The organism is Thermostichus sp. OS-CIW-31 (genome assembly GCF_054060305.1).
In genome coordinates, this window is record NZ_JBSSDA010000014.1 from 19,788 (window position 1) to 32,065 (window position 12,278).

The 12,278-nt window shown below is 57.7% G+C and carries 11 protein-coding genes and 1 tRNA gene; 6 read left to right on the plus strand and 6 right to left on the minus strand.

Annotated features, from left to right (window positions below):
• Window positions 1-3: 3 nt before the first annotated feature.
• A complete protein-coding gene (locus ACVWY9_RS09365) occupies window positions 4-525 on the plus strand; it encodes a peroxiredoxin (protein WP_414417129.1) in 522 nt (173 codons plus the stop codon).
• A gap of 4 nt (window positions 526-529) precedes the next feature.
• Here the strand turns inward: ACVWY9_RS09365 and ACVWY9_RS09370 are convergent, their stop codons facing one another.
• Complete coding sequence (locus ACVWY9_RS09370; RefSeq protein ID WP_414344512.1) at window positions 530-715, minus strand: hypothetical protein; 186 nt, start codon at window positions 713-715, stop codon at window positions 530-532.
• Between the two features lie 454 nt (window positions 716-1,169).
• Between ACVWY9_RS09370 and ACVWY9_RS09375 the strand changes: the two genes are divergently transcribed.
• A complete protein-coding gene (locus ACVWY9_RS09375) occupies window positions 1,170-1,916 on the plus strand; it encodes a glycerophosphodiester phosphodiesterase (RefSeq protein WP_457388169.1) in 747 nt (248 codons plus the stop codon).
• Here ACVWY9_RS09375 and ACVWY9_RS09380 read toward each other — a convergent pair.
• Window positions 1,913-2,635, minus strand: coding sequence for a protein-L-isoaspartate(D-aspartate) O-methyltransferase (locus ACVWY9_RS09380; RefSeq protein ID WP_414358474.1), 723 nt, complete (start codon window positions 2,633-2,635; stop codon window positions 1,913-1,915). The genes ACVWY9_RS09375 and ACVWY9_RS09380 overlap by 4 nt on opposite strands.
• Window positions 2,636-3,145: 510 nt before the next feature.
• Here ACVWY9_RS09380 and ACVWY9_RS09385 point away from each other — a divergent pair.
• Window positions 3,146-5,026: an AMP-dependent synthetase/ligase gene (locus ACVWY9_RS09385; RefSeq protein WP_457388170.1), complete on the plus strand. Its 1,881-nt coding sequence runs from the start codon at window positions 3,146-3,148 to the stop codon at window positions 5,024-5,026.
• 13 nt (window positions 5,027-5,039) lie between these two features.
• On the opposite strand, the gene ACVWY9_RS09390 is transcribed toward ACVWY9_RS09385, so the two are convergent.
• The gene (locus tag ACVWY9_RS09390; RefSeq protein WP_414331146.1) at window positions 5,040-5,360 is read right to left on the minus strand and encodes a hypothetical protein; all 321 of its coding nucleotides are present in this window, start codon (window positions 5,358-5,360) and stop codon (window positions 5,040-5,042) included.
• A gap of 255 nt (window positions 5,361-5,615) precedes the next feature.
• On the opposite strand from ACVWY9_RS09390, the gene ACVWY9_RS09395 reads away from it, so the two are divergent.
• Together ACVWY9_RS09395 and ACVWY9_RS09400 are read left to right on the plus strand one after the other, a co-directional pair.
• The gene (locus tag ACVWY9_RS09395) at window positions 5,616-7,013 is read left to right on the plus strand and encodes a (Fe-S)-binding protein (RefSeq protein ID WP_457388171.1); all 1,398 of its coding nucleotides are present in this window, start codon (window positions 5,616-5,618) and stop codon (window positions 7,011-7,013) included.
• A gap of 28 nt (window positions 7,014-7,041) precedes the next feature.
• Window positions 7,042-8,271 (plus strand): RNA-guided endonuclease InsQ/TnpB family protein, encoded by a 1,230-nt coding sequence (locus tag ACVWY9_RS09400; protein ID WP_457388172.1) that lies wholly within the window; start codon window positions 7,042-7,044, stop codon window positions 8,269-8,271.
• 140 nt (window positions 8,272-8,411) lie between these two features.
• Here the strand turns inward: ACVWY9_RS09400 and ACVWY9_RS09405 are convergent, their stop codons facing one another.
• From ACVWY9_RS09405 to ACVWY9_RS09415, 3 genes are all read right to left on the minus strand, one after another.
• A complete protein-coding gene (locus tag ACVWY9_RS09405; RefSeq protein ID WP_457388173.1) occupies window positions 8,412-9,911 on the minus strand; it encodes a cobyric acid synthase in 1,500 nt (499 codons plus the stop codon).
• Between the two features lie 193 nt (window positions 9,912-10,104).
• Window positions 10,105-10,176: transfer RNA gene (locus ACVWY9_RS09410), tRNA-Gln, on the minus strand.
• Between the two features lie 326 nt (window positions 10,177-10,502).
• Window positions 10,503-11,075, minus strand: a complete 573-nt coding sequence (locus ACVWY9_RS09415; protein ID WP_457388174.1) for an FHA domain-containing protein — start codon at window positions 11,073-11,075, stop codon at window positions 10,503-10,505.
• Between the two features lie 294 nt (window positions 11,076-11,369).
• Here ACVWY9_RS09415 and ACVWY9_RS09420 point away from each other — a divergent pair, with 294 nt between their 5' ends.
• On the plus strand, window positions 11,370-12,242 hold the full coding sequence (locus ACVWY9_RS09420) for an inositol monophosphatase family protein (RefSeq protein WP_414384140.1): 873 nt from the start codon (window positions 11,370-11,372) through the stop codon (window positions 12,240-12,242).
• Window positions 12,243-12,278: the final 36 nt, after the last annotated feature.

Consider the following 12,278-nt stretch of genomic DNA (forward strand, 5'->3'; position numbering starts at 1 on the left):
CTCATGGGATTGGTTGTGGGCCTGCTTGTGGGCTTTGGGATGACTCAGCCTGCCTGGGCCCAGTGGGGGACTACCCCTCTCCCGCCGATAGGTTCTCCTGCGCCGGAGTTCGCATTGCCAGATCAATCCGGGCAAATACGGCGGCTGGCGGATTTTCGGGGGGAGTGGGTGGTGTTGTATTTTTACCCCCGCGACTTCACTTCCGGCTGTACGATTGAGGCCCGCCGCTTTCAGCAAGATTTGCCCAAGTTCCGGGCCATGGGGGCACAGGTTGTGGGCGTGAGCGCTGACTCGGTGGACTCTCACAGGCGCTTTTGCTCGGCAGAGGGGCTACAGTTTCCTTTGCTGTCGGATCCCGACGGCACGGTCAGTCGAGCCTACGGATCCTGGATGGGCGATGTTGCCCTGCGCAATACGTTCTTGATCGACCCGGAGGGGATTTTGCGAGAAATCGACCCAATCGTGAACCCCAGCCGCCACAGTGCTGAGGTTCTGGCCCAGTTGCAACGGCTTGTCGGTAGCTAGCCCTCTAGCTTTCCGGGCCAAAAGTCTGCTCGAACTCGTAGAGCAACTCGTCGATCTCCTCCAGCGCTTGGTTGACATCCACGCGCAAGCTGCCCAAGTCTGGCTTTTCCAACAGCTTGGCTACCGCTGGCCGGCGTTCGCGGATTAGCTTGATGCGCTCTTTCAAGGCGGCAATTTCGGCGGCGTCCATAGCTTCAGAGCATGACTCTAGTCAATAATAAGCTCAACTATACTGAAAATAATGTATAATATATAATATGTTCAGTACGGATTACTACCAGTTGATCTTTCTGTTTACTTTCGAGTCTGCCAACATGGTAGCCAAAGCAAAGCAGAAAATTGGTAGTAAGACGACACGGAAACTGCGCTTTGGGTATTCTACTCAAAGCTTTGCGGGATACCGCCATTCTGTTTGGACTCCGTCCCGCTAACGCGAATGGAAACAAACAGAATGCTATCGCTGCATAGTTGAACAGTGATGTTCAGCAGTGTTCAGCGTAAATGTATCAGACCTAATTGACTCTCCTAGCTTATCGCTTCCGCTGGGGGGGTGTCGCCTGCTGGGATCCCTTTCTGAACCACCGAGAGCCAATCATAATAGAGCTGCGCAACCTGGCACTCAACCCCGCTTCAAAGGTGCTGACATGCTCCCCTACACCCAGATTGTCGCCCACCGTGGGGAGCACACCCACGCCGAGGAAAACACGCTGGCCGCTTTTGCTGCCGCTATTGAGGTGGGGGCCGAGCAAATTGAGCTGGATGTGCGCTGTAGCCGAGATGGGATCCCACTGGTTGTTCACGATGCCGATTTGGATGGACAGCCTTTGGCCGCATTAACTTGGGCCGAGATTCGGGCCCGCAAACCCACGATTCCCACTCTTGAAGAGACCCTGTCCCATATCAAGGGCAAAATCACCCTCGATATCGAACTCAAAGAAGCAGGCTATGAGGAACAAGTCCTTGCCCTCGTTAGCGATATTTTGACCCCCGAAGAATTTGTGATCACCTCTTTTTTGCCTCAGGTGGTGCAGCGGGTTAAAACGCTTTTGTCCCCGCAACCCAAGGTTGGCCTGTTGATCGAGGAAAAGTCTGGGGAGTTGCTGCAAGCCAAGGGATCCTTATTTACCCGTTGCCGGGAGTTGGGAGCGGATTTTCTGGCCCCCCACTACAGTTGGGTGAACTTGCAGTTCTTGGCTGAAGCTGAACAGGCCGGGATCCCTCTGTACGTCTGGACGGTGAACGATCCTGAAGTGATGAAGTTGTGCTTGCAGCCATTTGCCGGCTCAGTAGGACAAAATCCCGTTGTTCAAGGGTTGATTACCGACCGTCCCCAATTGGCTTTGCAAATTCGCGCCCACCTTTTGGCAGGAGTAGAGGGGGCAAAACCCTAGACCATGGGCACAAACTGCACCGGAAAAGCCCCTTTTTGAACCCATCCTTGGGCTGTTTTGCAGAGGATCAGCAAGGACTGGGATCCCTGGGCACCGGAGTCCGAAGGGCTTTCTCCCACCGGCACCACCAAGGTGCCCCCCACCGCCAGTTGATCCAGCAGCACCATGGGCACAGTTGGGGGCGCTGCCGTCACCAGAATGGCATCGTAGGGAGCATGCTCTGGCCAACCTTGGTAGCCATCCCCCTGACGCACTTCCACGTTGCGATAGCCCAGGGCAGCGAGGGTTTGTTGAGCTTGAGCAGCCAATGGGGACAGACGCTCCAGGCTATACACTTGCCGGGCCAGCTCTGCCAAAACAGCCGCCTGATAGCCGGAGCCGGTGCCGATTTCCAACACCACCGATTCAGGCGTGAGGCGAGCAGCTTCTGTCATAAAAGCAACAATATAGGGCTGAGAAATGGTCTGGCCATAGCCGATGGGCAGAGGGCAATCCCTGTAGGCCCGATCCCGCAGATCAGAGGGGACAAAAAGGTGACGCGGCACTTTTCCCATGGCTTCCAGTACCCGTGGATCTCGGATCCCTCGTTTGATGAGCTGTTTCTTGACCATCTGCTCCCGTTGGGAAGCAAAGGGATCCGCAGCGTCGGGGGACTCTGGGATCCCAGCTGGAGAGCGAGAAGAATGTCTCCACCGGAAGGATGAGAATGGGTTGATCACCGATACACAACCTCCAGAAACGATGAGCTGCTCAGCTAGAAATCGCAGGAGCCCCGTACCGTACCCGTAGGGTCAGTGTCGGGAGGAATGCTATAATGGTACTGCGGGCACCAGAAACAGCTGTTTAGGGCACTGGTAACGGTCGATTGGGGGTGCAGTAAACCACCCCAGAGGCTCGCGGTTGGCTTGCTAACTGCAGGGCTACTAAAAGCCCGCTTCGTACCGCCTAGCGGTCGGTGTCGGGTAGTTTACATGAAGCTTACAGCCGGGATCCCCATGGGAGATATGGGATCCGGTTTGATCAAAGTTGTAAAGTTTTGTGCGCAATCTGCCGGGGCGAGCAATCACCACCCTGGTTCTGCCAGCGCAAGATTTTATAGTGTTGATCCCTACCTTTTCCCCGCAAGGGGAAGATGGTGAATGGGGTGACAGGCTGGGAACTGTCCTAGCGACACCTGGGGAGAGAGGCTGGGTTTAATAGACTGTAAACGTAATTTACGGTACAGATCTATGACAACTGCTGCCGCTTCTGCTACTCCCACTGCCCCTGAGACGACGCTGCTGAACGTTTGGCAAGTGCTGGCGGAAGAGTTTGCCGGTCAGGTTGCCCTACGGGATCCCCACGCGCAGCCAGTTTTCGAGATGTCTTATGGAGAGCTGTTTCGCCGCATTCAAACCCTGGCGGCTGGCCTGCAGGCTTTGGGCATTTGCCCGGGGGATCGGGTGGCCATTTTTGCCGATAACTCCCCCCGCTGGCTGATGGCCGATCTGGCCACGATGTTCACGGGAGCTGTGAATGTGCCCCGCAGCGCTGTGGCGGATCCCAGTGAGCTGGGCTACATCTTGCGCCACTCCGGTAGCACGGCCCTGATTGCTCAGGATCTGAAGACCCTGAGGCGGATCCGGCCGGATGTGCAGGAGCTGGGCCTGGAACGGCTGCTGTTGCTTTCCGATGAGCAGGAAGCAGGGGTGCTGAACTTTTCCCAATGGCTGCAAAAGGGTCGGGAACACACCTACCAACCCCCAAAGCTGGAGCGATCCCAACTGGCCACCATCATCTACACCTCCGGCACCTCCGGTCGGCCCAAGGGGGTGATGCTCAGCCACGGCAACCTGATGCACCAGGTGGAGAACTTGGGCGTGGTCGTACAGCCACAACCGGGGAATAAGGTGCTGACCATTCTGCCCACTTGGCACTCTTATGAGCGGGCTTGCGAGTATTTTCTCCTCAGCCGCGCCTGCATGTTGGTCTATACCAGCCCTCGCTTTATCAAACAAGATTTCCAACAGGAGCACCCCCATTTTCTGGTGGCAGTGCCCCGGATTTGGGAAACCGTTTATGAAGGGATCCAACGGCAATTCAAAGAGAAAAGCCCCCTGATGCAGCGGCTGATCCGCGCTCTGATGGCCGTGAGTGAGAGCCATGTGCTCTCTGGACGGATAGCTCGCAACCAGTCGATTTTGCATTACGGAGTCAGCCCCTGGGTGCGCCTGCAGGCTCGCCTGCAACATTGGCTGCTCTGGCCCCTGCACCGATTGGCCGATGTGCTGATCTACCGCAAGGTACGACGGGCGTTGGGCCCCAATTTTCAACATGCCATCAGCGGCGGTGGATCCCTGCCTGCCTACTTGGATCTGTTCTACGAGGTGGTGGGCATTTCCATCTTGAATGGCTACGGCCTCACCGAAACTTCGCCGGTGTTGTGCGCGCGGCGTCCAGACAACAATGTGCGCGGTACGGCTGGCCCCCCTCTGCCGGGGACGGAGTTTCGCATTGTGGATCCTGAAACTCGACAGCCGCTGCCCCCTGGAGAAAAAGGACTAATCCTGGCCCGTGGCCCGCAGGTGATGATGGGCTACTACAACAACCCGGAAGCCACCGCCAAGGTGCTCAGCTCCGACGGCTGGTTTGAAACGGGGGATCTGGGCTGGCTCACCCCCGACGGGCAACTGGTGATCACCGGCAGAGCCAAGGATGTCATCGTCCTACTCAATGGGGAGAACATCGAGCCCCAGCCGCTGGAAGATGCTTGTCTGCAATCTCCTTACATCAGTCAGATCGTGATCGTCGGGCAAGACCAAAAGAAATTGGCTGCACTCATCTACCCCAACCTCGATGCCCTCAAAGCCTGGGCTGCCGAGCAAGGGATCCCGGCTGAGGAAGCCGAGCTGCTGGCCCAGCCCCAGATCCGCACCTTGATTTTGCAGGAGGTGCGCCGCCGCATCCAAGAACGCCCTGGCTACCGGCCCGACGAGCAGGTCAGCGACTTTCGCTTCTTGCCGGAGCCGCTGAGCGTGGAAAACGGCCTCATGACCCAGACCCTGAAGATCAAGCGCAACCCGGTGGCCGAGCGCTATGCCCATCTGATCCAAGAGATGTATCCGGCTTGAGGTGCAGGCCCGCCTAAGTTTGGGATCCCCGTTGTTGCTCCAAGTAGCGCCGGAATTGCTCCGGTGGAATGGCCCCTCGGTAGGCTCCACAGTAGTAGAGGGTAAGCACTGCCTTGTAGGCCCAATCGCTTGGCACCACATCCGGGAAAGGGCTGGGCAAAGTATCTGCTTGGTTGTTGGCGCAGGCTTGCAAAATTTGCTCTGTGGTGAGCTGTTCTGCCAAGTCTGGAGGGAGTTCCCGCAGGTTGGCCTGGGCCAGAGCGGCGGTGGGCAGGCTCAAACTGGAGAGGGCTGCGCCCACAAGAGCTGAGGTGAAGAGGTGTTGCACTTTCATAGCACTCCGTGCTGTGCAGAGCACAGACAACTCGAAGAGGGTTAACGAGGGATCGATTGAGAGGGAATCCGTCCGGGGAGTCCCTTCTTCAGGGTAGTACGGACGAAAGGAGCGTCTGGATCTGGATAGAACGCCTCAGCCGCTTTGTTCCCGGATTAAGATGCAGGAAACGGGGGCACCTCCAAAACCCCAAAACAAGCCAAAAGGCAAGATTGAGTCTGTACAGCAGGCTTTTGTGCTGAGAGCTAGAGGCCGATGAACGTATCCAAAGGGCCAAGTTTTGACGGCGTGGATCCCCCGGATCCCAAGCTGATCGATGCCTGCGTGCATTGCGGGTTTTGCCTGACCACCTGCCCCAGCTACCGTGTAATCGGCAAAGAGACGGACTCGCCGCGGGGGCGCATCTATCAGATGGAGGCTCTCAACCAAGGTCAAATCTCCCTCTCGGCGGCTACGGTTTCCCACTTCGACAGTTGTTTGGGCTGTTTGGCCTGTGTTACGGCCTGTCCATCGGGGGTGCAATATGACCGCTTAATTGCCGCCACCCGCCCGCAAATCGAACGCAACTACCCACGTAGCCTTTGGGATCGGCTTTACCGCCAGTTCATCTTCTCGGTGTTTCCTTACCCGGAGCGGCTGCAACCGCTGCTGTGGCCTCTCTGGCTGTACCAAAAAATGGGGATCGGCACCTGGATCCGAAAGGGTCTGGAAAAGGTCTCCCCGCGTTTGGCGGCCATGGAATCCCTGATGCCCCCCCTGGAGGTGGAGCACCTTTTGCCCAAGCGCTATCCGGAGCGGATCCCGGCGGTGGGAGAACGCCGTTTCCGGGTGGGGCTCATTTTGGGCTGTGTGCAGCGCCTGTTTGCCCCACAGGTAAATGAGGCCAGCATTCGCGTCTTGACCCACAACGGCTGTGAGGTGGTGATCCCGCCTGTCCAGGGCTGTTGTGCGGCCTTGCCCCACCATCAAGGGCAACTGCAGCAGGCGGAAACCCTGGCCCGCCAGATGATCGATGCCTTTGCCGATTACGAGTTGGATGCCATTCTGATCACCGCTTCCGGCTGCGGGCATACCCTGAAAGACTATGGCCACCTATTGGCCAGGGATCCCGACTACAAAGAGAAGGCAGCCCGATTTGCCGCCCAGGTCAAGGACATTCAGGAGTTTCTCGCTCAGGTGGGGTTAACGGCTCCCCTACACCCGCTGCAGCCGGAACCCCTGGTGCTGGTCTACCAGGATGCCTGTCACATGCTGCATGGGCAGCGGCTCAGCCAGGAACCCCGACACCTGCTGCGGCAAATCCCGGGTCTGGAGCTGCGGGATCCCGTCGATGCGGCCCTCTGCTGTGGTAGCTCCGGCGTCTACAACCTGTTGCAACCCCAGGTGGCGGATGAGCTGGGATCCCAGAAGGTAAAGAACTTGCTTAACACCGGTGCTCAGGGGATTGTCTCTGCCAATATCGGCTGCCGCCTACAAATCCAGAAACATCTGCGCCTACAGGGCAAAGCCGGGATCCCCATCTATCACCCGATGGAATTGTTGGATCGCTCCCTTACCGCTGCGCGACGCTTTCGCGAACAAGCTACAGGGGCTGCCTCTAGTCCCCGATCTGCTGAACAATTGGTTACTTTGCGGAACCGAAATAGCCATTAAACTAAGCATGTTGGCCGCGGCTATCTGAATGCTGCTTGGATTCCGCACCCGCTTAGAGCTGAATAACCGGCAGAAGACCCTAGCCGCTCAGCACGCTGGGGTAGCCCGTCACGCCTACAACTGGGGCCTGGCCATCTGTCGGCAAGCCCTGGAGAACCGGCAGAAACTCCCCACCGCCATTGACCTGCACAAGCGCCTGGTAGCCGAGGTTAAGAAGGAAAACCCCTGGTACTACCAGGTCTCCAAATGCGCTCCTCAGCAGGCATTACGCAACTTGGAGCAAGCCTTTAAGCGCTGGCGGGGTGGGTTGGGGAAGTTCCCCCGCTTCAAACGCAAGGGAGTGCGAGACAGCTTTTACCTAGAAGGCAGCATCCGCATTTCTGGCGACCGCATCAAGGTGCCTATCTTCGGTTGGCTGCGCTGTGCAGAGTTACTTCCGGCGACCACACCCAAGAACGTGGTCATTAGTCTTCGCGCCGGACATTGGTATATCTCCTTCAAATATGAAGCTCCAGCGCCTCAGGTGGAGAAGACCGGGGAAGTTGTGGGAGTGGACTTAGGTATCCATCACCTGGCCACCTGTTCCGACGGGGAAGTATTCGAGAATCCAAAGCCCTACCGCAAGGCGAGGAAGCGTCTGGCCAGACTGCAACGGCGGCTGAGTCGCAAGCAGAAGGGATCCGCTAACCGTAAGAAGGCGGTGGTGCAGTTAGGCAAGGCCCATAAGCGGGTGGCAGACATTCGGCAAGACAATCTGCACAAGCTAACGACTTACCTGGCCAAGAAGTATCGGGTGGTGGTGATTGAGGGCTTGCAGGTGAAGAACCTGCTCAAGAACCGCAAGCTGGCAGGAGCGCTGTCAGACTGTGGGTTCTACGAGTTGAGGACTCCGTCCCGCTATCGCGAACGGCGACAGCTAGAGTATAAGGCCCGGCTCTACGGCTGTCAGGTGGTGGTGGCGGATAGGTTTTATCCGTCCAGCCAACTGTGTTCAGGGTGTGGGCACCGACAGAAGATGCCACTGCAGGAAAGGGTGTTTTGCTGCCCGTGTTGTGGTCTGGAGCTAGACCGCGACTTGAATGCAGCCCTAAACCTGTTGCGGTGGTACAGAACTACCCCAAGCTCTGGGGGAAGTGACGCCTGTGGAGACTCCTCTGGCGGGGTGGTGGGGGTGAACTCTGCCGCTAGTCATGGGTCGCTGAAGCAGGAAGAAAGCAGCGATGCTGGGCAAAGTTCTGTTTTGTTCAGCGTTGCATAAGTCTTTCGGAGCGGACTTCTTCGGGTCAGGCAGAGGTAGCCGAGGCAACCGGTTGAGTGGATCCTGGATTTCCGGTCGCGCTGGCGTAACCTGGCGCAACATAGCCTCCCACCCCACTTCTCTCCCCCATCGCCGATGGGCTATTCCATCAACAGGCCCAAGTCCAGGTGAGGCTGCCACAGATCGGCCAGGCGCTCCAGCAATTGCTCCCGCTGCTGAGCATAGTGGCCCTCCAGATCCGGCAAGGGATCCCAGCCTTTTTGTCGGCGCAGCCAGTTCAGCCATTGTCGCCGCCACAGGTGGTTGTCAAACAGGCCATGCAGATAGCTGCCCCAAATCCGACCCGTGGGATCCCGCCAGCCCAGGTTCTCTTGCTCGAACAGCGGCAGGCAGCCAGAGGGATCCGCCTGGGTGGATCCCTGATGAATTTCGTACCCCTGGATGGGGGCCAGGGCAGGCCATCGGCTTTGGGTCTGTACCTGCTGGGTGACCTTGGTGGGCTGTAAAACGGTGGTCAAAGGGAGAAAGCCCAACCCCGAGTAGGTGCCGGCGATCCCCTCCCAGCCTTCGGGATCGGCGATGGTTTCTCCCAACATTTGCAGTCCGCCGCAAATGCCGACGATATGGCCGGAGTATTGGCGCAGTTGATCGGCCAAGCCGGTCTTTTGCAACGCGAACAGATCGTTGAGGGTGGTCTTGCTGCCGGGCAGGATAACCACATCCGGGGATCCCAAACTTTGGCCGGGGTGAACCCAGCGCAGATGGACGGTGGGCTCCGCCAACAAGGGGTCAAAATCCGAGAAGTTGGCTACCTGGGGCAGACGAACCACAGCAATCTCCAGTCGCCCTTCCCTCAGGGCTTGGCCACCGGCCCGGTCGCGGCGATCTTCCCAAAGCAGGGGGTTGGCTGCAATTCCCATCGAATCCTCTTGGGGCAGAACCCAATCCAACCAAGGCAAGACACCAACGACGGGGATCCCGGTGTAGTTTTCCAGCCAGTCCAGGCCGGGCTGCAACAATTCCCGCGAGCCGCGAAACTTGTTGATGACAATGCCCCGGATCAGGGCCCGTTCTTCGGGTTCCAGCAGTTGGAGTGTGCCCACCACATGGGCCAGCGCCCCACCTCGGTCGATGTCCGCCACCAGCCAAGTGGGGGATCCCAAATGCAAGGCAACCCGCATATTTGCCAAGTCCCGATGTTTGAGGTTCACCTCTGCTGGGCTACCTGCCCCCTCGCAAAGGATCCAGTCGTACTGCTGTTGTAGGCGAGCAAGGGCTTCTTTGACCGCTTGCCAGGCCGGCGCAAACCAGCGCTCGTAATACTCTCCGGCGCGGTAGGTGCCCACCGCCACTCCGTTCAAGACGATCTGGGAAGTCAGGTTGCCCTGGGGCTTCAGAAGAATCGGGTTCATTTCCACCGCAGGGGGGATCCCGGCAGCCCAAGCTTGCAGAGCCTGCGCGTAGGCAATCTCCTTGCCGTCTGGGGTGACATAGGCGTTGAGGGACATATTCTGAGCTTTGAAGGGGGCGACCCTTTTTCCCGCTTTCTTGAGAATGCGACAGAGGGCTGTCACCAAAAGGGTTTTGCCCACATGGGAAGAAGTTCCCACCACCATCAAGGATCGACCTGAACAGCTCACCCCGGATCCCTCACCCTTGGTTTCTGGTTGTTGTCATTCTCTCCGCGGCCAGTCCTGCCAAGCCAGGGCCTCCGTTGGCAAAGGCGACTCTGCAATCCCCTAGTTAACCGCCCTGCTGATGCCCAGAGCCGCACCCTCCGGTCTGCACGGGATCCCAGGGGCTTGCGCTTTGTGCTTTCGACAGGATTTTGAGCTGGGGCAGATGGATTCGAACCACCGAATGGCGGGACCAAAACCCGCTGCCTTACCGCTTGGCGATGCCCCAATTCACATTGCTTAACCAGCTTAATTAATCTAGCGATGCAGCTTCGGGTCTGTCAACAGTTGCGGTGGCTTCCTGTGTCGTGGGGAAGCTGAAGCTGATACATTCACGCTGAACTCTCCTGAACATGGTTCAGGAAAGAAGCGATCGCATCCTGCCTATCTCTGAGCAGGAAGGCGGTATCCCGCAAAGCCCTGAGGAATACCCCCCGAGCGCTTTCCCCCTTCACTTCCCGGCAACCGTTGCGGTGGACTCAAGGATCAGGGGGAAACTTGGTCTACTATATCCCTCTCAATGACTTTTGCCAAACCGCCTAAAGCTCAGTAAATTCAGCAAAGTTCAGGGTTTTGGGGGTTAGAGGCATGCTCTTCGCCAAGGCCAGGGCCGATGTCAAAGGGGTTCACAGGGAGAATGCGGGCCACCTCGAAGAAATAGGCGCGGATCTCTGGCCCGAAATAGATGACATCTCCGCTCCTCAGGTAGTGAGTGGCCACCCGCGTGCCGTTGACAAACACCCCATTGGTACTGGACTGGCCCTTGCGGTTGCCGTCGATCAGGCAATAGGTAAACCCTGTCCGGTTGGACTTGGTGGGCACCCGCACCAGGTAAGCGTGGTGACGCGAGACAAACCGATTGACGATCTGGATGGCGTTGGAGGGATCCCGTCCAACCGTGTAGATATTCTCCCGCAGGATGTAGCTGCAGGGCCGGACAGGATGGCAGATGGACATGGTGAACTCCGGATGGGATACCGGCCGTTCAGGGACTTGATCGAACAAATCCGCCGGCAGATCAAAGCCCTGGCTGGGAAGAAGACTTTTCCCGCCAACCGCCGTGGTGGAGGTAAAGAAATCGTCGTAGCTATGTGACAACGGCCTTCCCCCCTCAACGCTCAACGCCATTCACAGCAGCTTGGCTTTCCAAATTCAAAGTCTTATCTATAGTCTAAAGTCTTATCTATAGTCTTATCTATAGTTCCCCAAAACCCTACTGCTTTCAAAGGAACTCTGGTCTTGGCGGGCTGCCGGAAAACCCACAAGCCCCAGTGTACTGTACTATACGCTATAGGCAGTCTTGGAGATACCCCCTTTCCCAAAAAATTGGGTTTGGGTTGGGCCTATTTTGGCTTTCAGGGATCCCTTGGGAGCCTCAGCCTTCGCGGGCTATCCTGAGTAACAGATTCTTGAGGTAGGGGTGTGACAGAGGCCCTGCTGCGTCGGTTGGATGTGGCCACAGAAGCTGCCCTGGAGGCAGGGGCTTTGCTGCGCAGTTATGTGGGGGGCACCCTTGCCATTGAGGAGAAACGTCCGGGCGACTTGGTGACTGCGGCGGATCGCGCTTCTGAGGATCTCATCTTGAAAATCTTGAGGCGGCACTTCCCCGAAGATGTCATCTTGACCGAGGAATCAGGCCAGCAGGGATCCCCGGAGGGTGCCTACGCTTGGATGATCGATCCCCTAGATGGCACCACCAACTTTGCCCATGGCTACCCTTTTGCCGCCGTCTCCATCGGTTTGCTGCAGGGGCGGGAGCCGGTTTTGGGGGTTGTTTGTGACGTTTTTCGCGGGGATCTGTTTCGCGCCGTCCAAGGAATGGGGGCCACCCGCAACCGTCAACCCATTCGAGTCTCCACAACGGCTGAATTGTCTCGGAGCCTGCTGGTTACCGGCTTTGCCTACGATCGTCGCGAAACCCCCGACAACAACTACGCCGAGTTTTGCCACTTTACCCATCTCACCCAAGGAGTACGGCGCGGCGGATCTGCAGCTCTGGATTTGGCCTATGTGGCCACCGGCCAGTTGGATGGCTATTGGGAGCGGGGCCTCTCCCCTTGGGACATTGCCGCAGGGATCGTTCTGGTGCGGGAGGCAGGCGGCAAGGTGACCGCTTATGATGGCAGCCCGGTGGACGTTTACAGTGGCCGACTGTTGGCCAGCAATGGCTGGTTACACGCTGCTCTGCAAGAAGAATTGGCCCAAGTACAGCCTTTGCCGGTCTCCTTTCCCATGCGGCGGGATCCACGCCCAGCCTATCAGAACCGGGAAAGCTCCCCAGTTGAGTTGAATTGAAGACAGAAGTAGCTGACGAATAATCGAGGAATAATC

What these genes read in the sequence shown, in the direction of transcription:
- ACVWY9_RS09365 (WP_414417129.1), top strand. Translation starts at nt 4, where the DNA reads ATGGGATTGGTTGTGGGCCTGCTTGTGGGCTTTGGGATGACTCAGCCT.
- ACVWY9_RS09370 (WP_414344512.1), bottom strand. Translation starts at nt 715, where the DNA reads ATGGACGCCGCCGAAATTGCCGCCTTGAAAGAGCGCATCAAGCTAATC.
- ACVWY9_RS09375 (WP_457388169.1), top strand. Translation starts at nt 1,170, where the DNA reads ATGCTCCCCTACACCCAGATTGTCGCCCACCGTGGGGAGCACACCCAC.
- ACVWY9_RS09385 (WP_457388170.1), top strand. Translation starts at nt 3,146, where the DNA reads ATGACAACTGCTGCCGCTTCTGCTACTCCCACTGCCCCTGAGACGACG.
- ACVWY9_RS09390 (WP_414331146.1), bottom strand. Translation starts at nt 5,360, where the DNA reads ATGAAAGTGCAACACCTCTTCACCTCAGCTCTTGTGGGCGCAGCCCTC.
- ACVWY9_RS09395 (WP_457388171.1), top strand. Translation starts at nt 5,616, where the DNA reads ATGAACGTATCCAAAGGGCCAAGTTTTGACGGCGTGGATCCCCCGGAT.
- ACVWY9_RS09400 (WP_457388172.1), top strand. Translation starts at nt 7,042, where the DNA reads ATGCTGCTTGGATTCCGCACCCGCTTAGAGCTGAATAACCGGCAGAAG.
- ACVWY9_RS09415 (WP_457388174.1), bottom strand. Translation starts at nt 11,075, where the DNA reads ATGGCGTTGAGCGTTGAGGGGGGAAGGCCGTTGTCACATAGCTACGAC.